Origin of the sequence: Novosphingobium umbonatum, from assembly GCF_004005905.1 — a bacterium.
GTDB lineage: Bacteria > Pseudomonadota > Alphaproteobacteria > Sphingomonadales > Sphingomonadaceae > Novosphingobium > Novosphingobium umbonatum.
This window is the reverse complement of the sequence record NZ_SACO01000002.1, coordinates 226,993-249,537: the sequence shown is the minus strand read 5'-3', so window position 1 is coordinate 249,537 and position 22,545 is coordinate 226,993. Positions and strand designations below refer to the sequence as shown.

Sequence of the window (22,545 nt, the reverse complement as noted above, 5' to 3'; positions counted from 1 at the left end):
GCGGGCAAAGGGCGGGGGCCCTTTGCAATCCCTTTAATGGGGGTGTGGTTTCCGCTGGAGGGGTGGTTGGGCTGTCAGATTCATTATGGCTGCAAACGCCCCAGTTGCGGTCGTTAACAGTAAAATCGGGCTACCCAGCAAGCAGCCCCTCTTCTAGGGTGATCCCATGCGCACTATTGGACTTCTCGGCGGCATGAGCTTTGAAGGTTCGGCTACCTACTATCGACTAATCAATGAGGGCGTTCGCGACCGGCTCGGCGGTTTGAACTCCGCCGATAGCGTTATGCGGTCGGTGAACTTCGACACGATCGTCGCCATGCAAAAAAGCGGCCGATGGTCCGACGCGGGCGACTATCTTGCCAACGCTGCACTAGGGCTAGAGCGGGCAGGTGCTGACTGTGTGATGATCTGCGCGGTGACGATGCACCTTGTTGCTGACGCAGTGGAGGCGGCAGTATCCGTGCCCTTCATTCATATTATCGATGAGACCGCCCACCAGCTTTTGGCGAAAGGTAAGCGCAAGCCTTTGCTCATTGCTACACGCTACACGATGGAAAACGGGTTCTATCAGGACCGGATGGCACGGCATGGCATCGATGTGATCGTCCCCGACGATGCGGGCCGCATTGCTACTCACGACATTATCTTTAACGAGCTTTGTCAGGGTAAAATACTCGACGTATCCCGTTCGGCGCTGATCGACCTTGTGAAGACTGCCAAAGAGCACGGGGCGGATAGCGTCATATTCGGCTGCACCGAAATCGGGCTTATCCTTGACGTTGACGCGCTGCCGCTGCCCGGTTTCGACAGCACCGTCATACACGCGGAAGCCGCCATAGCGTTTGCACTGCGTTGACAGCTACACGCCCACCCCCCCCCCCCAACTTTCCGATCACACCCCCGCCGCGCAGCGGCTTTCAAAGTCAACTATAGCGCCACCTATCCGCCCAAGTGCCACTCATTAACGGGATTGCAAAGGGCCCCCGCCCTTTGCCCGCCGGAGGCATAAAGCACCCGCCGGAGGCACCTTAAAACCCCAAACCCCCAAAACCCCCAAAAACAAAACCCCCGCCAGCTATAGCCAGCGAGGGTCTGTTCTAACGCTCAAACCAAGCGATTACCGCAAGCGCAGGCCGATATAGAGCGGCGGCTGGCCCGGGCGCATGACCTGCACGCCCACGGCGGTGCGGCCTGCGGTTTGGGCGGCGCGGATGCCGGCTTCCAGCTGGGCGATATTGGCGATGGGCGTGTTGCCGATCGACAGGATGATATCGCCGCGTTCCATGCCCTTGGCGCCCGCGTCAGAGCTTTCGTCCACCTTGGCGATGACCACGCCCTTGGTGTCTTCGGGCATGCCCAGCTGGCGGGCGATCTGGGGCGTGATGGTCATGGGCGAGATGCCCAGTGCCTTTTCGGCAAGGCCGGTGCCCTTGGCCTCGCCCTTGTCCATGGCGTCACCGCCCTTTTTGCGGTCAAAGGTCTGCTCGGCCAGTTCCTCGTCGCTGGGGCGCTTGGCCACCACGACATTGAGGGTCATCTTCTGGCCGCCGCGCAGCACTTCCAGCGGGATTTTCGTGCCGGGAGGCGTGTTGGCCACGAGGAAGGACAGGGTCTGCTCGCGCGTCACATCCTTGCCATTGACCTTGAGCACCACGTCACCGGCCTTCACGCCGCCTTGGTCGGCACCCTTGCCGGGCTCGACCGCCTGAATGATCTCGCCGCGATTATGCGGCAGGCCGAGGGAATCGGCGTAATCATTGGTGATGGGCTGGATGCGCACGCCCAGATAGCCGCGCTCGATGCTCTGGCCCTTGATCAGGCGGTCGACAATCGGGCTGGCGATTTCCGACGGGATGGCAAAACCGATGCCCACGCTGCCGCCCGAGGGCGAGAAGATGGCGCGGTTTATGCCGATCACCTGTCCGCGCATGTCGAACAAAGGACCACCGGAGTTGCCCTGGTTGATGGCTGCGTCGGTCTGCAGATAGCGGTCATAGGCGCCGCCTTGGCCGGTGTTGCGCAGCACAGCCGAAATGATGCCCGCTGTTACCGTGCCGCCAAGGCCGAAGGGATTGCCGATGGCCACCACCCAATCGCCCACGCGCGCCTTGCCACTATCGCCGAATTTGACGAAGGGCAGCGGCTTGCCCGCGGTGATTTTCAGCACGGCGAGGTCGGATGCGGCATCCTTGCCCACCAGCTTGGCGGGATATTCGGTGCCATCGGGCAGGGTGACGGTGATCGATTCCACCACGCCCTGACCTTCAGGCGTCACCACATGGTTGTTGGTGACGACATAGCCATCGGCGGAGACGATGAAGCCCGAACCCAGCGACTGCGCCTCACGCGTTTGCGGGCCGGATTGTTCGGGCGAGCCGAAAAAGCCTTCAAACGGGGTGCCGGCAAAGGGGTTGGCGCCATTGCCCTGCACCTTCAGCTTTTGCCGCGTGGAGATGTTCACCACCGCAGGCTGCAACTGATGCGTCAGATCGGCAAAGCTTGACGGGGCGCCCACGCGCGGCGTGATGGCCTGCATGGTCTTGTCGTCATTTTGCGCCACCTGCGCTCCGGCAGGAAGTCCGGTGAGGAGCGAGAGGGTCGCACCCCCCAGAAGCAGCGCACTGGTCACTCCATAAGCGTATCGCACTGGGCTTCATCCTTGTTCTGTTGTTGCCTGCCGCGTCGAGGGAAACGCCGTGGCAGGGTGGCCGGTGCTTCCGGCCCTCTTCCCCTATTTACGCCAGCCCGCCATGAACGAAAATTGAATGGACAGTTGGGCTGGCGAAATCCTCATTCATTGCCCCTTGGCCCCGCGGAACTGGCGCAGATAGTCATTGTCGGGCGTCAGCACGATGGTGGTCTGCGATTTGTTGGCAGGGTTGGCAAAGGTGGTGCGATAGCTTTCCATCGCGCGATAGAAGTCATAGAAAGCCGGATCCTTGCCATAGCTTTCGGCATAGATTTGCGCGGCGCGGGCCTCGGCCTCGGCTTGCAGGATTTGCGCCTGTTTTTGCCCCTGCGCGCGGATGGCGGTGGCTTCCTGCTCGCGCGCGGCTTCCATACGGGCAAAGGCGCGATCCAGCGCGCTGCCCTCGGGCAGGTCGGCGCGCTTGATCCGCACGTCGATGATCTGTGCGCCATATTGGCGGGCCTCGGCGTCCAGCGCCTCGCGGATCTTGGCCATCATCGCCCCGCGTTCAGGCGTCAGCAGCGACTGGAACGTGTTGCTGGCCAGACCTTGGCGCAGGACCGAGGTCAGGATCGGCTGCAATTGCTCCTGCAAACGCTCGGTCGTGCCCGCCGTGCGCACCATGCGCACCGGATCGATGATGCGGAAACGGGCATAGGCGTCCACTTCCAGCCTTTGCTGGTCGGAGGAAATGACCTGTTGCCGCTCCATTTCAAGGCTCAGGACACGGCGGTCGATCCGCACCAGCTTTTCAAAGAAGGGCAGGCGCAGCGACAGGCCAGCGCCCGTGTTGCCATAATCGACGCCGGGGTTGTAGCGGTTGATCACGCGCACCGGATCACCCAGCCGCATCACCACCGCCTGCTCGCTTTCCGACACTTGCACCACGGCGGTCATGCCGATCAACACGGCGGCGGTGAGCGCGCCTGCCAGCGCCTTGTGCAGCGGCGTAAAGCTATCGGGGAACAGGTTCTGGCTCATGGGTTGCTCCCTTGCGCGGGGGCATCCGGCGCTTTCTTGCGAATTTCGGGCAGGGGTAGATAGCTGGTGGTGTTGCCCGAAGGCGCGATCACCTTGTCGGTGGAGGACAGGACGCGCTCCATCGTGGCGTAATACATGCGGCGGCGGGTTACCTCGGGCGCCAGCTTGTATTGCGCATAGACCTTGTCAAAGGCGGTGGCATCGCCCTCGGCGCGGGCGACCACTTGCTGGGCAAAGGCCTGCGCGTTAGACAGGTCGCGGTTGGCGTCCTGTTGGGCGGCCTGCACCTTCTGGAAGGCTTCATTCACCTTGGCTGGCGGGTCGGCCTTCTTGATGTCCACGCCCTGAATCAACACGCCCGCATGATAAGCGTCCAGAATGGCCTGCATCCTTTGCCGCACATGTTCGCCGATCTCGGCGCGGCCATTGCCGGCCATCACATCATTCAATTTCACCTCGGCCACGCTGGCGCGCATGGCGGCTTCGGCCACTTCGATGATCGTGCCTTGCGGGTCTTGGAGTTGATAGTTGAACTGCTTTAAATTCTTGATGTTCCAGCGCACAATATAGGACAGGTCCACCAGCGACTGGTCGCTGGTCAGCATCAGCTTTTCCGCCTCGCCTTCGGGCACGCTGTCGCGGCGGATCGAGGTGACATCTTCCACGCTCACCTGCTGGATCGGCCAAGGGGCGGTGATGTTGAGGCCCGGCCCGATGATGCCGGTATATTTGCCAAAGGTGGTGACCACGCCCTGCTGGTTGGAGGACAATTGATGCCCGCTGGTCAGCAGCAGCCAGATCGCCACCGTGCCTGCCAGAGCAAAGGGCAGGATCTTGCGGCCGTCCATACCGGGGGGCAGGCTGATCTGCGGGCCTTTGGGCGCGCCGCCTTTTCCGCCGCCACCTTTGCCCGTACCATGGCCCAGCGGGCGGAACATGTCATCCATGCCACGGCGCGGCCCCTTGTTCGATGGCACTTGCCATGGGTTGCGCGGGCCGGAGGACTTGGGCGGGCTGTCGGGGCTGGACGCGGGAGGTTCACCCTCGCCGCCTTCCTCCTGCCGCAGGATGTCCTGTGCCGGAACCGGCGGGAAAGCGGCGGCCTGCGCCTCCCCTTTGCGTGTTCTACCCTGTGCGATCCATGCGGCAATCTGCTTCATAAGCCTATCTATAGGGTGGCGTTTCTGAAAAAACAGTGGCCTTGGTAAAGGAGCGCGCAAATTCTGGCCTAATCGCCCGCAAGGGAGGAAGCTTGGCCAAGATGCGTTCTGGGGCTTTCCCTGCAAAAGGCGCTGGGCTAGGTGCGGGATCGCTTAAAACCATAGCGCAGAACAAGGACGCCTTTTCCCATGCCGCATGACAGTTCCAGCCTGACCGCCCTGTTGCCCGCGACGATCCGCTCGCGGGTCCAGTCGCTGAAACTGGCCGACGGGGTGGTGACGGCTGTGCTGGAGGCGGGCGATCTGGACGCGGCGGGGCGGGTGACGCTGGAGGAAGAGGTCAAGGCTGCGCTGTCGGGTGCCGATGGCGTCGCGCAGGTGCGCGTGGGGCTGATGGCGGAACGTGCGGCGGCGGAAGCCGCTCCCAAAGGCCCGCTGATTCTGGCCGTGGGTTCGGGCAAGGGCGGGGTGGGCAAAAGCACCCTGTCGGCCAATCTGGCGGTGGCTCTGGCGCGGCAGGGGCTGAAAGTGGGCCTTGTGGACGCCGATATCTATGGCCCGTCGCAGCCGCGCCTGTTCGACAATGAAGGGGTGAAGCCCGAGGCCAAGGATAGCAAGATGTTCCCCGTGCCCAGCCGCCATGGCGTGGGCGTGCTGTCGATGGGGCACTTGATCGAGGATGGCCGCGCGATTGCATGGCGCGGCCCCATGGCTTCGGGCGCGCTGGGGCAGTTGATCGATGCTTGGTGGGGCGACACGCAGGTGCTGGTGGTGGACCTGCCGCCGGGCACGGGTGACGTGCAATTGACCATGATCCAGAAGCACAAGCCTGCCGGCGCGGTGATTGTTTCCACCCCGCAGGATCTGGCGCTCATGGATGCCCGCCGCGCGATGAACCTGTTCGAAGCGGCCCATGTGCCGGTGGTGGGCATGGTGGAAAATATGTCGGGCTATGTTTGCCCGCATTGTGGCAATGTGTCCGATCCCTTCGGCTGTGGCGGGGTGGAGCAGGCGGCCGATGATCTGGGCCTGCCTTTCCTTGGCCGCGTGCCTTTGGACCTGTCGATCCGCACGGGATCGGATGCGGGCCAGCCTCCGGCGGCGGGTGAAGGTCCGCAGGCCGAGGCCTTCCTGCGGCTGGCGCGGCAGTTGGTGCCCTGGATCAAGGCGCGGCTGTAAGCCTGATGGGCCTGTCGCGGCGGCAGATATTGGTGGGCGCGGCGGCGGGCGGTGGCCTGTGGCTGGGCTTTAACCTGCTGCCGCGCAAGATCATCCCGCCCATCGCCCCTGCCCAAGGCGAGGTGGCGTTGGACGCATGGATCAGGCTGGGGTTGGACGGGGTGGTCAGCATCGCCATCCCCCAGCTGGAAATGGGCCAAGGCGTGCTGACCCTGCTGGGCCGGATCGTGGCCGAGGAAATGGGCGCGGATTGGCGGCAGGTTTCGGTGCAAATGGCCCCGCCCAGCGCGGCCTTTCCCAATCTGGCGCTGGCGCGGGCATGGGCGCCTTTATGGATGCCCTTGGGGCTGGAAACGCCATGGCGGGCGGAAAGCTGGGCGCAGGATCACCGCTTTATGGTGACCGGCGGGGGCAGTACGCTTGCCGCCTATGAAGCGCCTGCCCGCCATGCTGCCGCCAGCGCGCGGGCCTTGCTGGCCATGGCGGCGGCCAAGCGCTGGGGCGTGGATTGGCAGGCCTGTAGCGTGGCGCAGGGGCGGGTTACGCATCAGGGGCGCAGTCTGGCTTTTGGCGCGCTGGCGCAAGAGGCCGCCGAGCTGAGCCCGCCCGATCCGCCTTTGCTACGTGCCGCCCCCACTTCCGACGCGCCTCATGGCAAAGGCGTGTTGCGGCTGGATGCTCCGGCCAAGGTGGATGGCACATGGCAATTCGCAGGGGATGTGCGCCTGCCGGATATGGTGTTTGCCGCGATCCGCCATGCGCCATGGGCGCAAGAGGCGGCGCTGGGTTCCTATGACCCCAAACGCGCGCAGGGGATCAGCGGCTTTGACCGCTTGGTGGCCGGACCCGACTGGCTGGCGGCCCTGGCCAGCGATGGCTGGGCGGCGGAGCGGGCCTTGCAGGCGGTGGCCCCGCGTTTCGTGCTGCGCGCTCCGGTGGAAAGCGAGAGCCTGCAACTGGCGCTGGACAAGGCCTTGGCCGGTGACCAGCGGCACAGCCATGGCGCGAAGGGCGATGCGGCGGGGGCCTTGGGTGATCGCCCGCAATTTACCGCGCGCTATGACCTGTCGCCCGCGCTGCATCTGCCGCTGGAAACCGCCAGTGCGGTGGCGCGGGTGGCGCAGAACCGCGCCGAGATCTGGGTGGCAGCCCAAGCGCCCGAAAGCGTGCGACAGGCGGTGGCCAAGGCGCTGGATCTGAACGATGATCAGGTGGTGCTGTACCCCATGGCGGCTGGCGGCAGTTTCGATGCCCGCTATGACGGGCGGATTGCCGTGGCGGCGGCTCTGGCAGCCAAGGCGGTGGGCAAGCCGGTGTCGATGGTCAGCAGTAGCTGGGCCGAGCAGGTGGCCGCGATCCCCCGCGCGCCCATGGCGGTGCAATTGTCGGCGCGGGCCGATACTTCGGGCGGGATAGCGGCTTGGAAGATGGCATGCGCTATGCCTGCCACGATGCGGGAATTGGGCCTGCGCTTGTTCTCTGGCGACAGCCCCCGCCGCGCCGCCGATGGGCAGACCCGCAAGGATCGGCTGGTGATGGCAGGTGCCATGCCGCCCTATGCGATCGAGCATATGTTGGTGGAGCGTGCGCCTGTCGCCATTACCCTGCCGACTGGGCCGATGCGCGGTGGGTTCGAGGCGATGCATGCTTTCCCCCGCGAGGGTTTTATCGATGAAATCGCCCATGCGCTTGGCCGTGAACCTTTGTCGTTCCGTATGGGCATGTTGGGCGGCGATCCGCGACTGGCGGCCTGTTTGCAACGGGTGGCCGGTCTGGCGGGCTGGACTGGCGGCGGTGATGGTGGTGGCAGCGGCTTGGCGTTGCACCGCATGGGTGAAGGTGTCGATGGTCCCTGTATCGCGGCCATCGTGCAGGCGCGGCCATCGGAACAGGGCGTGAAGGTTGAGCGCATCACTGCCGTGGCCGATCTGGGGCGGATTGTGGATGCCGGACTGGCGCGTCAACAGGTGGAGGGCGGGCTGATCTTCGGCCTGTCGCTGGCGCTGGGTTGCAGCACCGAATGGCAACAGGGCCTGCCCATGCTGGCGCGATTGGGGCAAATGGGCTTGGCGGTGCTGGCCAATTGCCCCGAAGTCGAGGTTGAACTGATCGAGGCCAGCGCCCAACCGCAGCAGGAGGCGTGGGATGCGGGCGACATTGCCGTGGGGGTGGTGGCACCAGCCTTGGCCAATGCGCTGTTTTCCGCCACGGGATTACGCCTGCGCCGCCTGCCACTCGGCCATGATGAATAGGCCATGATGAATAGGAAACGCCTGATGACGCCTGATGCCAATCTGCCCGCCAGCCATCCGCCTGTGTCGTTTGGCAAGGTTGGCGTGATGCTGGTCAATCTGGGCACGCCAGAGGCGGCGACGCCTGCTGCGGTGCGGACCTACCTGGCCGAATTCCTGTGGGACCGGCGCGTGGTGGAAATTCCGCGCCCTGTGTGGTGGCTGATCCTGCATGGCATCATCCTGCGCACGCGGCCTGCCAAATCGGCCCATGCCTATGCGCAGGTTTGGACCAAGGATGGATCGCCCTTGGCCTTTCACACCAAGGCGCAGGCGGCGACTTTGCAGGCGCACTTGGGCGATGGCGTGGTGGTCGATTGGGCGATGCGCTATGGCCAGCCCTCGATCCCCGCTGTGCTGGAGAAGATGAAGGCTGCCGGTTGCGACCGTATTCTGGTCGCGCCGCTCTATCCGCAATTTTCGGGCGCCACCACCGCCAGCGTGATCGACAAGCTGGGCGAAGCCTTGGCCGCGATGCGCTGGCAACCGGCGATCCGCACCCTGCCGCCCTATTATGACGATGCCGCGCATATCGAGGCCTTGCGCAAGGATGTGGCGGCGCAATTGCGTGCTTTGGCCTTCAAGCCGGAAGTGCTGCTGCTATCCTTCCATGGCATGCCCGAACGCACTTTGCATCTGGGCGACCCCTATCATTGCCAATGCCGCAAGACGGCGCGCCTGCTGGGCGCGGCTTTGGCATCGGAATTTCCCGATGTGCGGGTGGAAACCTCGTTCCAGTCGCGCTTTGGCCGCGCCAAATGGCTGGAGCCTTCGACCGAGGATGTGTTGGCCAAGCTGGCGGGAGAGGGTGTGCGCTCTCTGGCGATTGCCGCGCCCGGATTTTCCAGCGATTGCGTGGAAACGCTGGAGGAACTGGCCATCCGTGGGCGCGAAGTGTTCGAGGAGGCGGGCGGAAAGGATTACGCCGTGCTGGAATGCCTCAATGCGCGTGAGGCGGGGATGGAGATGATCGAGGCGCTGGTCCGGCGGGAGTTAGGGGGCTGGGCCTGAGGAGTTTGGGCCTGAGGGATCAGAAATCCCACGCAATCCCCTTGCGGGTGAAATCGCCATAGCGGGTGGGGGAAAGGCCCTCGGGGTCTTCCTCGTCCTTGGGCGCGGCGGGCGCGGGCACAGGGTCATTGCTCCAATGCGCGGGCTTGGTGAAGCTGGCGGGGCGCTCGGTTGCTCGCTGGAGGGGTTTTTCGCTCATGGCCAAGTCAAATGCGCGCAGTGGCGCCCGAATGCAAGATGCACCTCTGGTCGTTGGCGCATGATGGGCGGCAAAAACCGGCTCCCACTTTTGGCCTTCATGCTTTAAGGGCAGCCGATGAACCCTGACCAGAACCAAGAAGAGATCGCCGGTGTTCCCGCGCGTCGTGCCGCCCTGCGTTTGATGGATGCCGTTTTGCGGCGGGGCGAGACGCTGGAGAATGCAGGGGTTTCCGCGCTTTCGGGCCTGCGCCATCCGGCGGACAAGGCTTTGGCGCGGGCGCTGGCGGGCGAGGCTCTGCGCTGGATGGTGGATCTGGACGCGATGATCGATTCGGCCACGCGGCAGATCCTGCCCGATGATGCCAAGCCGCGCGCGGTGCTGCGACTGATGCTGGCGGGCTGGCTGCGGCTGGAAACCCCGCCCCATGCGGTGATCTCGACAGGGCTGGAACTGTTGCAGGGTGGTCCGCGCCGGTTGGCCCATGGCGTGTTTTCCGCTCTGGTGCGCGGCGGGGCGAGTCTGCCCGATGCGCCGACCCTGCCCGAAGCGGTGGCGCAGCGCTGGGGCGAGCGGGCGCGCGCGATTGCCGCTGGCCTTGCCGTGCCGCCGCCGCTGGACCTCAGCCTGAAGGCGGGGGCGGTGGCACCCGAAGGCACGGCCCTAGCGCCTTTGCACCTGCGTCTGGCGCGGGGTGAGGCGGTGGAGGGACTTGCCGGTTTCGAGGAAGGTGGCTGGTGGGTGCAGGATCTGGCGGCGTCTATCCCTGCGCGCCTGTTGGGTGAGGGCGTGGGCGCGGATGGCGTTGCGCGCCGCGTGCTGGATGTTTGCGCCGCGCCCGGTGGCAAGACGATGCAATTGGCCGCTGCGGGCTGGCAGGTGACGGCGCTCGATTCCAGCCCGCGCCGTCTGGAGCGGATGGGGGCTAATCTGGCGCGCACGGGCCTGTCTGCCGAACTGGTTTCGGGCGATGCGCGGGAATGGAGCCCGAACTCTCTGTTTGACGCGGTGCTGCTGGATGCGCCCTGCACCGCCACCGGCACCTGCCGCCGCCACCCCGATGTGCTGCACCGCATTGGCTCGCGCCAGATTGGCGAGATGGCGTCCTTGCAGGCCGAACTGATCGAGCGGGCCGCCGCTTGGCTGAAACCCGGCGGGGTGCTGGTCTATGCCGTCTGCTCGCTGGAGCGCGAGGAGGGCGAGGATCAGGCCGCGCAAGTGGCGCTGACGCCTGACCCGATCCGCGCCGAGGAATTGCCCCAAGGCCTGACCCCCACGCCGGAAGGCTGGCTGCGCTCCGATCCCGCCAATCTGGCTGAACATGGCGGGTTGGACGGATTTTTCGTGGCGCGCTGGAAGAAATAAGGGGGATCAGGCCCCCTTCATCTTGTCCCCAAAGCCTTTCTTCAATTTGGCCAGCTTGGGCGGGATAACGGCCAGACAATAGGGGTTGCGCTGGCCTTCGCCCACCCAATAGTCCTGATGGTAATCCTCGGCGGGATACCATTGCGCCGGGCCTTCCACCGTGGTGACGATGGGCGCATCGCGGTCCGCCTGAGCGCGGGCGATGGCGGGGGCGATTTCCGCGCGCTGGGCGTCGTCGAGCGGGAAGATGGCGCTGCGATATTGGGTGCCCACGTCATTGCCCTGGCGGTTCAATTGCGTGGGGTCATGCGTGACGAAAAACACGTCCAGCAGATCGCCATAGGACAGCACCGTAGGATCATAGGTGATGCGGATGGCCTCGGCATGGCCGGTGTCGCCATTGCACACCTGCTTATAGGTGGGGTGGGGCACTGTGCCACCCAGATAGCCGCTTTCCACATTGGTGACGCCCGCCAATTGGCGGAACACTGCCTCGGTGCACCAGAAGCAGCCTCCGGCTAGAATGGCTTGGGCTTGGGTGGGTTCGGCCATGGCTTGGTCCTTCGCAATTTCGATCATAGGGCCTAGATAGGGCCTCGTCCCCGCATCGCAATGGTGGACTTTGGGGCGCGGGGGCAATAGGGATGCGGGCCATGAGCCAGTCACGCCAATTGACCGTCGCCGCTTTGCAACTGCCACTGGGCAGCGCGGATGAAGCCACCAATATTGCCGCCGTTTCCGCTCTGGTGGAACAGGCCGCTGCGCAAGGCGCGCAAGTGATCCTGCCGCCTGAATTGTTCAGCGGGCCTTATTTCTGCCGCGTGGAGGATGAGGCCCTGTTCGACCTTGCCCGCCCGACCGAAGAGCACCCCAGCGTGATCGCCATGCAGGCCTTGGCCAAGGCTTTGAAAGTGGCCATCCCCACCAGCTTCTTTGAACGCGATGGGCATCACTATTACAACACGCTGGCCATGATTGACCCGCAAGGGCAGATCATGGGCACCTATCGCAAGAGCCACATTCCTGACGGGCCGGGCTATGAAGAGAAGTATTATTTCCGCCCCGGCAACACCGGCTTCAAGGTTTGGGATGTGTTCGGGGCGCGTATCGGCGTGGGCATCTGCTGGGACCAGTGGTATCCCGAATGCGCGCGCGCCATGGCCTTGATGGGGGCCGAAGTGCTGTTCTATCCCACCGCCATTGGCAGCGAGCCCTATGATGCCGATCTGGACACGAGCCGTATGTGGCGCCGCGCGATGATCGGCCATGCGGTGAGCAATTGCATGCCGGTGGTGGCCGCCAACCGCATTGGCAGCGAGGATGGCCAGAATTTCTATGGCCATAGTTTCATTTCCGACGAGTGGGGCGATTTCGTGGCCGATTATGGCGCGGCGGAAACCGGCATTTTGACCGCTACGCTGGACCTGTCGCGTGCGAAAACCCATCGCGCGGGCATGGGCTTCTTCCGTGATCGCCGCCCGCAGCTTTATGGCCGCCTTGCCCAGGATATATGAGGCGTAGGACATCTGACCTCTATCTGATCGCGCTGGGCAGCAATGTCCGCCACCATCGCCATGGCGCCCCGCAACGGGTGCTGATGGCGGGCGTGGCGGCGTTGGAGACGGCTGGGGTAAGGGTGGAGCGGGTGGCGCCGGTGATCCGCAGCGCGCCGATTGGCCCGTCCTTGCGCCAATATGCCAATGGCGCGGCGCTGGTGCGTAGCGATATGTCGCCGCCTGCCATGCTGGCCTTGTTAAAGCGGATCGAGCGGGCGTTTGGCCGCAAGCGCGCCCAGCGCTGGGCCTCGCGGGTGCTGGATCTGGATATTGTGTTGTGGGGAGGGGGGCTATGGCGCGCGCCCGATTTGCAAGTGCCACATCGCCTTTTCCGCCAACGCAGCTTTGTTTTGGGGCCTGCCAGCGCGATTGCGCCCAATTGGCGCGATCCGGTAACAGGTTTTACGCTGCGTCAGCTAAACAGACGCTTGACCCGCGCCCAGACTGCCCCTAGAGACCCCCAACCCGACGCCTGAACGCGCTTTGCTTCAGGCCTCCCCCATGGGGGCCCATAGCTCAGTCGGTAGAGCAACTGACTTTTAATCAGTAGGTCGCTGGTTCGAATCCAGCTGGGCTCACCATAAAATCAACAACTTAGCTGAAATCCAAACACCCTCCGGGGCTGGCCTATGCGCTCTAGCAAGCACATAGCAATCAACGCGCGCGATTTCGCGGGCGGGGTTTGGTGCTGGCCGTTCTGGAATCGCGCGGGGGAGAGGGTGAAGGGAGCCACACGCGCGCGGCATTTCATGGCATCCAGCGGGCGCGCTGGCAGGCCATAGGGGGGGTAGGTGAAACTTGGGGCTTTGGCCTGCCCGAACACCGGCATTCCCCCCATTCAGGGATTTTTTCTTTCGCGGCAGAGTTTTTGAGCCGCGATGGCCTATGAGCCGTGCAGTGATGGCGAGCGCTGGCTTGGATGTTTTGGACCGTTGCTCTTCTAGGTTTTCATCGCGCCAGCCGGTTTTCTGGTCGATTCAGGGCATAATTGATTGGGGGTTTCTCCGGTCCTTCATGGCCTGAATTTCTGCTGATTATTTCCCCCTGCTTTGCTGGCGCAGCGGGGAGCCTTGTTTATATTGGGATCAATGGGAATATGGGAACACACAGCACATAAAGCACAATCTGCCGAGGTTTTGCGCCTTGGTGGACTGTTCCCAAGCCTATTGCTGTCCTTGGGATCATTGGGAACAGATTTGAGCCGATGCACAGGCCATTTTTCCCGCGCTTGTGGTGCCCCTCCCTGCCAGCCAACCGAGGGGCAGGTCTAGATGACGGCAAAGGGGCAGGCCAAGCCGATTACCGACGCTGATGTGCAATCGTGGCTGGGCTATAGAGCGGAGCATGAAGCGCGCTTTCCGCTCTCACACCTCCATGTTGAATTTGCCCGCAAGGAACTTGGCAGGCGATTGGTCGGGGCCAAAGGTTACCCAAGCTTTTCGCGCCGGTTGTTTATAGACCTCTGTTGCAAGGTAACTGATGCCTGTGCTTTCGCAGTAAACGAACAGGCTGAAACCTTCCAAGCGTTCCCAGCGAAGGAAGCGCGGCGCAAGTTGGAGGATCTGACCAGGGCTGCATCTGCGCTTAAGGCTTACATTGACGCCCTTGGCCCTGAAGAGCGGTCGCTTCTGATATATAATTATCGGGATGGACCAAGGAGGCGGGGCCGCTGGTTGGATGAGCTACCGGCCTTGGAAGACTTGCTGGACACCTTGGCAAGTGATGCCGGTGATGCGGCGGGAGCGGCTGATAAGCTGGTCAAAATTGGAAAGGCGAAATTCGCGCCTCTGACGCACCTTATAAATCATGTGGGAATAGCCTTGGCGGGCCATGCTATTCCCTTGGGCGCCAAAGAGACCGGAGCGCTGCATGCATATTGCGCATTGGTCTTGAAAGTACCTGAATACAGGGAGGTTTTTGGCGATCCAAAGGCCTTGCGGGTTAGTATCAAGAAGGCGTTGAAGAAAAAAATCTGTAACCCTTCGATCATCGGATTGCCCGCAATGGGTTACAGATGACTTGATGACCGCCGCCTGATTGCCGCTATTTGAAAGGGCCTCACTCGAAAGAAGAGGCTTTCAGTCTATGGCAGGCAATATCCCCCTGATGAAAACAAGCGAGGCGGCGGCGTTTCTCGGCGTCTCGCAATCGACGCTGGAAAAGCTGCGGCTTTCCGGCAATGGGCCGCGCTACTTGCGCATTGCGGGGCGCAGCATCCGCTATCGTGTGGCCGATCTGGACGCATGGGCCGAGGCAGGCGCGTGCCAATCCACTTCGCAATATGGAGCCACCGCATGAGCGGCCTGTATAGCGGAGGCCAGCCGGACAGGCTGCGCCGTGTCGATTTTGCCGCAATCAATCGGGCAGCTTTGCGTAACGCGCTGGGCGTGGTGCGCGGCCTCCTGCCCGATGGCCGATTGGAAGGGCATGAATATGCCTTCCGCAACCCGCTGCGGCCTGACAAGCGGTTTGGCAGCGCCAAGGTCAATATTCTGAACGGGCGCTGGGCAGACTTTGCAACAGGCGATGGTGGGGGTGATCTGGTGAGCCTCGCCGCCTTTGTGTCCGGCCTTCCGCAACGGGAAGCCGCCATTCGGCTGGCGCAATCCTTGGGGGTGTCTCCATGGGCATGAGTGATAAAGACGCGATGCAGGGCCAAGACCCATTCGCGGGCATAACCCGCGCCATTGCCGAAGGTGGCAACGCAGACACAGGCGACAATGCCATCCGCAAAAACAAAGCCACCAACAAGAGCGCGGGCGATTGGGTGGATGTTGTGCCTGATGATGCGACTCACCCTCGGTCATCGCATAACACCCATGGCAGGCCTTCACAGGTTTGGTCCTATCGGGACGGCGCGGGGCGGTTGATCCACTATGTTTGCCGCTTCGACAAGGCAGACGGGGCCAAGGAAATCATTCCGCTAACCCTGTGGCGTGAGGCTGGGCGGTTATCATGGCGATGGAAGGCCGCCCCTGTGCCTCGCCCGCTCTATGGGCTGAACCGGCTGGCCGCGATGCCAGCCGCGCCGGTCTTGTTGGTGGAAGGGGAAAAGGCAGCGGAGGCAGGGGCGGTGCTGTTCCCTGACTTTGCGGTGATGACTTGGAGCGGGGGCAGCAAGGCGGCGGGCAAGGCCGATTGGTCGTCTATGGCGGGGCGGCGGGTGGTGATCCTGCCTGATGCCGATGCCGTAGGGCGCGAGGCTGCCGAGGCGGTGCGCAAGCTGGTGCAGGCCGCAGGGGCGGAAGGCGTAGCGGTGGTGCCATTGCCCGCCCATTTGCCGCAGGGCTGGGATTGCGCGGATGTGTTTCCGGTGGAATTTGATCGGCTGGATTTAGCGGCGGTGGTTACGGATGCTTTGGAATCCGCAAGCGCGGGCAGGCTGGAATTGCCCTATGGTTATTCGATGGAGCCAGAGGGGCTGTTTTGGCAGGAGGCGGGCAAGGATGGTGAGGCAGGGCGCATGGTCGTGCTATCCGAGGCCTTTGAAGTGGTGGCCGAGGCGAGGAGCACTGGCGGCGGCGATTGGTCGCTGATTATCCGGTTCCACGACAGGGACGGCATACGCAAAACCAAGATCATCAAGCGCTCGCAAGTGGCTTCGGAAGCGGGCGCGGTGCGGGCCGAATTGGCGGGCGATGGTCTGTTCATTGATCCCGCCAGAGGCAAGACCGAACGCTTTGCCCGCTTCCTGATGGCGGTGAAGCACAGTCGCCGGTTGACGTTGGCCGAGCGAACCGGCTGGATCGATGCGGGGCGCTTCGTGCTGCCTTCGGGTGTGATAGCGGGGCCGGATGCCGAACCGGTGCTGTTCGATGGCGCGGCCTCGGCGTTGCATTATCGCCAGAAGGGCAGTTTGGGCGGCTGGCAAAACAGTCTGGGCCAATGGGCGGTTGGCAACCGCAATCTTACCTTTGCAATCGCGCTGGCCTTTGTCGGGCCGATCATGGGGTGGCTGGGTCTGGAAGGGGGCGGCTTTCACTTTCGCGGGGCATCCTCCACCGGCAAGACCTCGCTGGCATGGGCGGCGGGTTCGGTCTGGGGTGGTGGCGGTCCTTTGGGCTTTGGCGCTAGCTGGCGCGCCACCGGCAATGCGCTGGAAGGGGTGGCCTATGGTCATTCCGAAACGCTGCTGATCTTGGACGAATTGGCCTTGGTTGACCCCCAAGAGGCGGGCGCGGCGGCTTATTCGCTGGCCGCTGGACAGGGTAAGGCGCGGGCAAGGCAAGATGGCGCGTTGCGCAAGCGCTCCGAATGGCGGGTGATGATCCTAAGCACGGGTGAAATCGGGCTGGCCGATCATATGCGGGCGGCCAAGCGGGCCGAGCGCACGATGACGGGGCAAGAGTTGCGCTTGCTGGACATGGCAGCCGATGCAGGGGCCGGTTATGGCGCATGGGAAGCGCTGCATGGAATGGCCAGCCCTGCGGCCTTTTCCGATGCGATCAAAACCGCCAGCGCGGCGCATTATGGCTTTGCCGGTCCTGCCTTTGTGCGGGGCTTGGTGGGCGATCTGGCGCATTGGCGCAAAGAGGTGGAGCGGCTGGCGGCGGGTTTTGTGGCCATGGCCAAGCAAGAGGATGACAGCGGGCAAATTCATCGGGCGGCGCTGCGCTTTGGCGCGGTGGCTGCGGCGGGGGAAGTGGCCGCAAAGCTGGGCGTTGTGCCATGGCCAGCCGGAACGGCGAAGGCGGCGGCGCTGGCCTGTTTCAACCAATGGGCTATCGGTTTCGGGCGCAAGGGGATGCGTGAGGATCGGCAAGTGCTGGTGACGGTGCGCAATGCCATTCAACAGAACCTTGCCCGATTCGGCACGGTGCGGGACAGGCTGGACGATGACGAAGGCGCAGCCAGCGCAAGGGCTGGTGAGGCGCGCTCCCTGTCCAGCCTCGGCTTTGTGCATGACATTCAACCGGCCAAGACCTGCTATCTGTTCCATGATGCCGGATGGGCCGAGATCCTGAAAGGCTTTGACATGAAGGCGGCGGCGGAAGCGCTGACCAAGGCGGGCTATCTGGTGACAGGCGATGGCGGGAGGCCAAAGCGCAAGATCGGCACAGGGCCGAACCGCAACCAGCGCTTTTACACGGTAAGCGCAACCATCTTGGAATATGATGAGTATGAGATTGAGGGGAGTGGGGGAGGTATCGGTATGGCGAGCAATGGCGCGCAACCGGCGACGGCTATGAAGCCGCCGCCGGGGTGGTAGGGTTTGGGATTATCCGAAATGGTAGGTCATTGCGTAAGAAGGCTTGAAAGCTGCCGTACCAAATGTTTTCCATTTGAAGCGGTAGCCGACCAAAATACGTCGTTCCAATGCATCGCCGAAAACGTCGGTCTAAGCCAACACCGGCCATACCGCACTCAATTTGAGCATATGCATCCTCATCCATAGGCCAGGACTATGCCACGGAACAATTTGCCTATTTGATCTTCAGTCGCTGATTGAGCATGGCTCGGTCAGCGAAAGATAGCGCTACCAATGCGGCGCAAAGCGTGAAGCAAATGGGAGGAGATCGGATGAAAAGGTATTCTTGGCGGCACCATGTGTATCAAACAGCGATGATAGCCATCGCTGTGCCCTTTCATGTGTCGTCCGCTCAGGCCCAGGATGTCGCGCCAAAGACAGCCCCGCGCGATCAGGCCGACACGATGGCTGCCAGCCTCGTGGCCCGCATGACGCCTGATGAGAAGTTCGAGCAACTTCTCAATGCCGCCCCGGCCATACCGCATCTGAATGTTCCGGAATACAACTGGTGGACAGAATCATTGCATGGTGCGCTTGGCACCGTGCCCACCACCAACTTTCCCGAACCGATCGGACTTGCCGCCACTTTCGACGACGCGCTGGTCAAAGATGTGGCAGGGCAAATCAGCGTGGAGTTGCGTGCGCTGCACACGCTGGCCCGCAAGACCGGGCGCATGGACCGGATCGGCACGGGGCTGAACAGTTGGTCGCCCAATATCAACATTTTCCGTGATCCGCGCTGGGGTCGTGGTCAGGAAACCTATGGCGAGGATCCATACCTCACCGCGCATATGGGGGTGGCCTTCGTGGCCGGCCTGCAAGGGCCAAATCCTGAGTTGCCCGACATTATCGCCACGCCCAAACATTTCGCTGTGCATAGTGGGCCGGAATCCACGAGGCACAGCGCCAATGTTTTTGTGTCGGCCCATGACCTTGAAGACACCTATCTGCCAGCCTTCCGTGCCGCCATCGTAGAGGGGCGCGCTGGGTCGATCATGTGCGCCTATAATCGCGTTGACGCTCAGCCCGCATGTGGCAGCGATCTGCTGCTTAAAGATCGCTTGCGCGGGGCATGGGGCTTCAAAGGATATGTCGTTTCGGATTGTGACGCGGTAAAAGACATCGCCGATACCCATAGATATGCGCCAGACGCTGCCACGGCTGCTGCCGTTGCCCTGCATGCGGGGATGGACAACGAATGCAACACCGGCACGATCATCAACCTGCCGGACCTGGGCGCGCGTTACCGCGATGCCCTGAAGCGCGGACTTATCAGCCAGAATGACATTGATAGCGCGCTGATCCGCCTGTTTTCAGCGCGCTATCGCGTGGGCGATCTGGCGGGCCTGCGAGACATACCCAAGGTTCCGTTAACGCAGATCAATTCTTCCTCGGCTCAGGCGTTGGCCCTCAGGGCCGCCGAGCGCAGCCTTGTGCTGCTGAAAAACGATGGCACGCTGCCGCTCAAGCCCGGTGTCAAGTTGGCCGTGATTGGTCCGCTGGCCGACGCTACGCGGGTGTTGCGCGGCAATTACTCGTCGAGCCAGTCCAACCCGCCTGTCTCCATCGCACAGGGCCTGCGCGCGGCTTTCCCGCAGGCGGATGTTTCGCTGGTGCCATTTGGCGAAAGCTTCACCGATGGTGATCGCGTTCCCACCTCGGCGCTGCGCAGCCCCAGCGGCAAGCCGGGCCTGTTGGCGCGTTACTACAATGCCGCCCATGCCGAGCCCCAGCCTCCGGGCCCCGATGGCGTGCCTGAATTCGTCAAGCCGCTGGCGGTGTTGCCTGACCCGGTAGTGTCGCGCATCGAGCCCGATGCCGCCGCGCGCAGTCTCGATCTGGCGCAGGTGAGCAATTATCACAAGGTCGTGTGGACCGGCTTTCTTGTGCCGCCCGCGACGGGCACCTACCGCCTTGGCCTTGCAGGCTTTAGCGGCAAGATGACCTTCGAGGGTAAGCCCTTTGTCGATTTGGGCGCAGAAGCTTTTGGTGCCCTGCCTAATCTCAAGACCGTCAAATTGGTGGCCGGGCATCGCTACCCCATTGAGATCACCGCCCAATCGCTCAAGATGGGCGGCGTCGACCTGATGTGGAAGCGTGTCGTCGAGGACGCCGATGCGCAACTGGACGCGGCCGCCGCCAAGGCGGATGTCATCGTCGCGGTGGTGGGCCTGACATCGGATATGGAGGGCGAGGAGACCCGCGCTGTCGTTCCCGGCTTCAAGGGTGGCGACAAGACCACGCTGGACCTGCCCGCGGACCAGATCGCCATGCTGGAGCGGGCGCACAAGACCGGCAAGCCGCTGGTCGTGGTGGCGATGAACGGCAGCCCCATCAATCTGGGTTGGGCCAAGGAAAATGCCGCCGCCATCGTGGAGGCATGGTATCCAGGCCAGTCCGGCGGTACGGCAGTGGCCGACGTCTTGTCAGGCAAGGTCAATCCATCGGGGCGGCTGCCGTTGACCTTCTATCGCAGGCTGGAGGATCTGCCCGCGTTTGACGATTACAGCATGGAAGGGCGCACCTATCGCTATTTCGCCGGCAAACCGCTTTATCCCTTCGGCTATGGCCTGAGCTATACCACGTTCGACTATCAAGATCTGCACGTTGCACAACAGGCCGACGATGGCAGCGTGACGATCAAGGCGCGGGTCCGCAACACCGGCCAACGGGCTGGGGCAGAGGTCGCCCAACTTTATCTGACCTTCCCCGACATCAAGGGCGCGCCGCGTATCGCCTTGCGTGGTTTCAAGCGCTTTGAACTGAAGCCGGGCGAAAGTCGCGAGGTGGCGTTCACACTTTCGCCTCGTGATCTCAGCGCGGTGTCACAAGACGGTCAGCGCCAGATGTTCGCAGGCCATTATCGGGTCAGTGTTGGCTCTGGCCAGCCCAATACAGGCGTGCCTGGGAGCAGCGCCGAGTTCGATATTGGCAAGACCGTCGCTCTGCCTGAATAACAACCTGGATCCTCGGCCATTGTCAAAACCTGCCGAGGATCCTGTTATCCCGTCAGCAAGCCGCACTTTGAACTTGCCTCCGTCAACCAGCGGAGGGTTAAAGCATCTTACTTTGCGACCAACGGCTAAGTATTCCTGCATCATTTTTGAATGTGAATGACAGGTTTCGGCAAAGTTGGTTGCTACCAGTAGCGGCGACAACTGGCGGAAATGTCCCAATTTTCATCATTCAGGCCTAGCCTACTTCGCCTGCCTAAACGTCTGGAATGGCGGCAACTGTGACCGAATTAAGCCTAGAGTGACAGGAGACCTGTTCCCACCTTGTGCATCGCGGGAACGGGCCTCTTTGATGTTGGGATCATGTTAAAGCGTTTTAAATCATACACCTATGGGTACTGTTCCCAAATTCCCCACGATCCCGCTAAAAACATAGACACTCCGCAACGCTGCGAACACTTTCCGCAATCCTCACGCCCTGATCGGCACCACATTGTCTTGATCGGCTGGGCGGATAATGGCCTCAATATGCCGCGCCCATGCCTCTAGGGCGCTGCGCTTTTCCTCCCGCCAATCGTGGCGTTGATAGATGCCCGCAACGCCTCCCTTGGCTCCGCTGATGTGGTTTAGCGTGGCCTCGGTCACTTCGAAGCGGACGCCAAGGCGCTGGAAGCCGGTTGCAAGGCTGCGGCGAAGGTCATGGATGCGCCAAGGGGCGAGGCTGCCTCCTGCCTCCTTGCGGGCCTCGCTTATGGCGGTGTCCAGCGCGGTCTTGGCCTTGGTGATGCCGCTGATCGGGCTATAGCCGGTGGTGGTGAGGGCATAGCCGACAATGGGCCATTTGCTGCCATCGGGCTTTTTGGCTTTTGCGTTGATCTGCTGGGCGAGGGCCAGACTGTCCAGTTCCGCCAGCGCGGTGGGCGAGAGTGGCACGATATGCGCAGCCCCATTCTTGGCGCGGCTGGCGGGGATGGTCCATAGCGCGTTGGCGCGGTCCAATTCGCTCCAACTGATTTCCGCCACTTCGCTGCGGCGCTGGCCGGTAAGAATGAGCAAGCGAAAGAAAGGGCCGAAGGGATCGGATAGTTTGGCGCTGGCGGTCCAGACGGCTGCCAATTCGTCATCGCTTAGAACACGGTCCCTCGCTTTGGGCGCTTCGGGCTTGTCCATGGCGGGCAGCGGGTTTTCGGCAATGTTGCCGCGCCTATGCGCCCATCCGAAAAGTATAGAGGCATAGGTGAACACAGCGCGGCGCATACCGCGCTTGGCGGTGGGGATCTTGTCGATAATGGGTTGGAGATCGGCGCGGCCAATATGCGGCGTAGGCTTGTTGCCAAGCGCGGGCGTTAGGTAGCCGTTGACGACCAAGCGGGCCAGCGCAACGCTTTTAGGGCTGCGCTCCTTCTCGAACTCGTAATGTTCAAGCCATAGCTGGGCCAGCCGATCAAAGGCCAGCTCGGTTTCTATCCGCGCCTTTTCATCGGCTTTGCGTTTGGCGTCATCGGCTGCCTTGAACTGATCCAGCTCACGCTGGCGCGGGTCGGTGCCCTGCGCCACCATGGCGGCAAGCTCTTTGGCGCGGGCGCGGGCCTGCATGGGTGTTAGGTCGCCATGCCTGCCTATGGTGTAGCGCTTGGTCGGGCAGGCCTTGGCCATGCCCGGGCGCGTCATGCGGTATTGATAGAGGTAAACCTTCGTGCCTGCTGGCGTCACTTTCAGGCCGAAACCTGCTAATTCGTCATCCCATAGGAACAGGTCGCGGCTGGCCGGTTGGGTGGCGTCAACTATACGCTTTGTGATGGTTGCCATGGTGCCTCCTGCGGGCTGCCAGTAAGCATCCTAGCAAGCACATAGCAAGCACCAGCAATCAAAAAGTCTGCTACAGGCTGAAACGGAATATGGCATAAGCTAC

Annotated in this window: 18 protein-coding genes and 1 tRNA gene; 13 read left to right on the top strand and 6 right to left on the bottom strand. The window is 62.7% G+C overall.

What is annotated here, in order from left to right:
* The first annotated feature begins 166 nt into the window (after window positions 1–166).
* Window positions 167–856 carry an aspartate/glutamate racemase family protein gene (locus EOE18_RS03445; RefSeq protein ID WP_127706251.1) on the top strand — a complete coding sequence of 230 codons (690 nt, stop codon included), beginning with the start codon at window positions 167–169 and terminating at the stop codon, window positions 854–856.
* A gap of 261 nt (window positions 857–1,117) precedes the next feature.
* Here the strand turns inward: EOE18_RS03445 and EOE18_RS03440 are convergent, their stop codons facing one another.
* The 3 genes from EOE18_RS03440 to hflK all read right to left on the bottom strand — a co-directional run bounded on the left by EOE18_RS03440 (window position 1,118) and on the right by hflK (window position 4,830).
* A complete protein-coding gene (locus EOE18_RS03440; RefSeq protein WP_181953000.1) occupies window positions 1,118–2,647 on the bottom strand; it encodes a Do family serine endopeptidase in 1,530 nt (509 codons plus the stop codon).
* A gap of 147 nt (window positions 2,648–2,794) precedes the next feature.
* Window positions 2,795–3,670, bottom strand: coding sequence for a protease modulator HflC (gene hflC, locus EOE18_RS03435; RefSeq protein WP_127706249.1), 876 nt, complete (start codon window positions 3,668–3,670; stop codon window positions 2,795–2,797).
* Entirely contained in the window at window positions 3,667–4,830 is a 1,164-nt protein-coding gene (gene hflK, locus EOE18_RS03430) for a protease modulator HflK (RefSeq protein WP_127706247.1), read from the bottom strand. Before hflK ends, hflC begins: the two co-directional genes overlap by 4 nt.
* Before the next feature lie 393 nt (window positions 4,831–5,223).
* Between hflK and EOE18_RS03425 the strand changes: the two genes are divergently transcribed.
* From EOE18_RS03425 to hemH, 3 genes are read left to right on the top strand one after another with little or no spacing between them, the layout of a single operon-like run.
* Window positions 5,224–6,009, top strand: a complete 786-nt coding sequence (locus EOE18_RS03425; RefSeq protein ID WP_246027257.1) for an Mrp/NBP35 family ATP-binding protein — start codon at window positions 5,224–5,226, stop codon at window positions 6,007–6,009.
* A 5-nt stretch (window positions 6,010–6,014) separates the two neighbouring features.
* Window positions 6,015–8,261 carry a molybdopterin cofactor-binding domain-containing protein gene (locus EOE18_RS03420; RefSeq protein WP_127706244.1) on the top strand — a complete coding sequence of 749 codons (2,247 nt, stop codon included), beginning with the start codon at window positions 6,015–6,017 and terminating at the stop codon, window positions 8,259–8,261.
* A gap of 24 nt (window positions 8,262–8,285) precedes the next feature.
* Window positions 8,286–9,311, top strand: coding sequence for a ferrochelatase (gene hemH / locus EOE18_RS03415; RefSeq protein ID WP_127706242.1), 1,026 nt, complete (start codon window positions 8,286–8,288; stop codon window positions 9,309–9,311).
* A gap of 19 nt (window positions 9,312–9,330) precedes the next feature.
* On the opposite strand, the gene EOE18_RS03410 is transcribed toward hemH, so the two are convergent.
* Window positions 9,331–9,510, bottom strand: a complete 180-nt coding sequence (locus EOE18_RS03410; protein WP_127706240.1) for a DUF1674 domain-containing protein — start codon at window positions 9,508–9,510, stop codon at window positions 9,331–9,333.
* A gap of 117 nt (window positions 9,511–9,627) precedes the next feature.
* On the opposite strand from EOE18_RS03410, the gene EOE18_RS03405 reads away from it, so the two are divergent.
* Window positions 9,628–10,875 carry an RsmB/NOP family class I SAM-dependent RNA methyltransferase gene (locus EOE18_RS03405; protein WP_127706238.1) on the top strand — a complete coding sequence of 416 codons (1,248 nt, stop codon included), beginning with the start codon at window positions 9,628–9,630 and terminating at the stop codon, window positions 10,873–10,875.
* Window positions 10,876–10,881: 6 nt separating this feature from the next.
* Here the strand turns inward: EOE18_RS03405 and msrA are convergent, their stop codons facing one another.
* Window positions 10,882–11,427: a peptide-methionine (S)-S-oxide reductase MsrA gene (gene msrA, locus EOE18_RS03400; protein WP_127706236.1), complete on the bottom strand. Its 546-nt coding sequence runs from the start codon at window positions 11,425–11,427 to the stop codon at window positions 10,882–10,884.
* Between the two features lie 101 nt (window positions 11,428–11,528).
* Here msrA and aguB point away from each other — a divergent pair, with 101 nt between their 5' ends.
* The 8 genes from aguB (at window position 11,529) to EOE18_RS03360 (ending at window position 20,636) form a co-directional block, all read left to right on the top strand.
* Complete coding sequence (gene aguB / locus EOE18_RS03395) at window positions 11,529–12,389, top strand: N-carbamoylputrescine amidase (RefSeq protein WP_425464279.1); 861 nt, start codon at window positions 11,529–11,531, stop codon at window positions 12,387–12,389.
* Window positions 12,386–12,907, top strand: a complete 522-nt coding sequence (gene folK, locus EOE18_RS03390; RefSeq protein WP_127706232.1) for a 2-amino-4-hydroxy-6-hydroxymethyldihydropteridine diphosphokinase — start codon at window positions 12,386–12,388, stop codon at window positions 12,905–12,907. Before aguB ends, folK begins: the two co-directional genes overlap by 4 nt.
* A 29-nt stretch (window positions 12,908–12,936) precedes the next feature.
* Window positions 12,937–13,012, top strand: a tRNA-Lys gene (locus EOE18_RS03385).
* Window positions 13,013–13,702: 690 nt separating this feature from the next.
* Window positions 13,703–14,449, top strand: a complete 747-nt coding sequence (locus tag EOE18_RS03380) for a hypothetical protein (RefSeq protein WP_127706230.1) — start codon at window positions 13,703–13,705, stop codon at window positions 14,447–14,449.
* Between the two features lie 88 nt (window positions 14,450–14,537).
* Window positions 14,538–14,729, top strand: a complete 192-nt coding sequence (locus tag EOE18_RS03375) for a helix-turn-helix transcriptional regulator (RefSeq protein ID WP_246027238.1) — start codon at window positions 14,538–14,540, stop codon at window positions 14,727–14,729.
* On the top strand, window positions 14,726–15,064 hold the full coding sequence (locus EOE18_RS03370) for a hypothetical protein (RefSeq protein WP_127706226.1): 339 nt from the start codon (window positions 14,726–14,728) through the stop codon (window positions 15,062–15,064). The genes EOE18_RS03375 and EOE18_RS03370 overlap by 4 nt, the downstream gene beginning before the upstream one ends.
* Window positions 15,061–17,640 carry a DUF927 domain-containing protein gene (locus EOE18_RS03365; protein WP_164852650.1) on the top strand — a complete coding sequence of 860 codons (2,580 nt, stop codon included), beginning with the start codon at window positions 15,061–15,063 and terminating at the stop codon, window positions 17,638–17,640. The genes EOE18_RS03370 and EOE18_RS03365 overlap by 4 nt, the downstream gene beginning before the upstream one ends.
* Window positions 17,641–17,993: 353 nt before the next feature.
* Complete coding sequence (locus tag EOE18_RS03360) at window positions 17,994–20,636, top strand: glycoside hydrolase family 3 C-terminal domain-containing protein (protein WP_181952999.1); 2,643 nt, start codon at window positions 17,994–17,996, stop codon at window positions 20,634–20,636.
* 468 nt (window positions 20,637–21,104) lie between these two features.
* Here EOE18_RS03360 and EOE18_RS03355 read toward each other — a convergent pair whose 3' ends face one another.
* Window positions 21,105–22,442 carry a tyrosine-type recombinase/integrase gene (locus tag EOE18_RS03355; RefSeq protein ID WP_127706220.1) on the bottom strand — a complete coding sequence of 446 codons (1,338 nt, stop codon included), beginning with the start codon at window positions 22,440–22,442 and terminating at the stop codon, window positions 21,105–21,107.
* Window positions 22,443–22,545 lie beyond the last annotated feature (103 nt).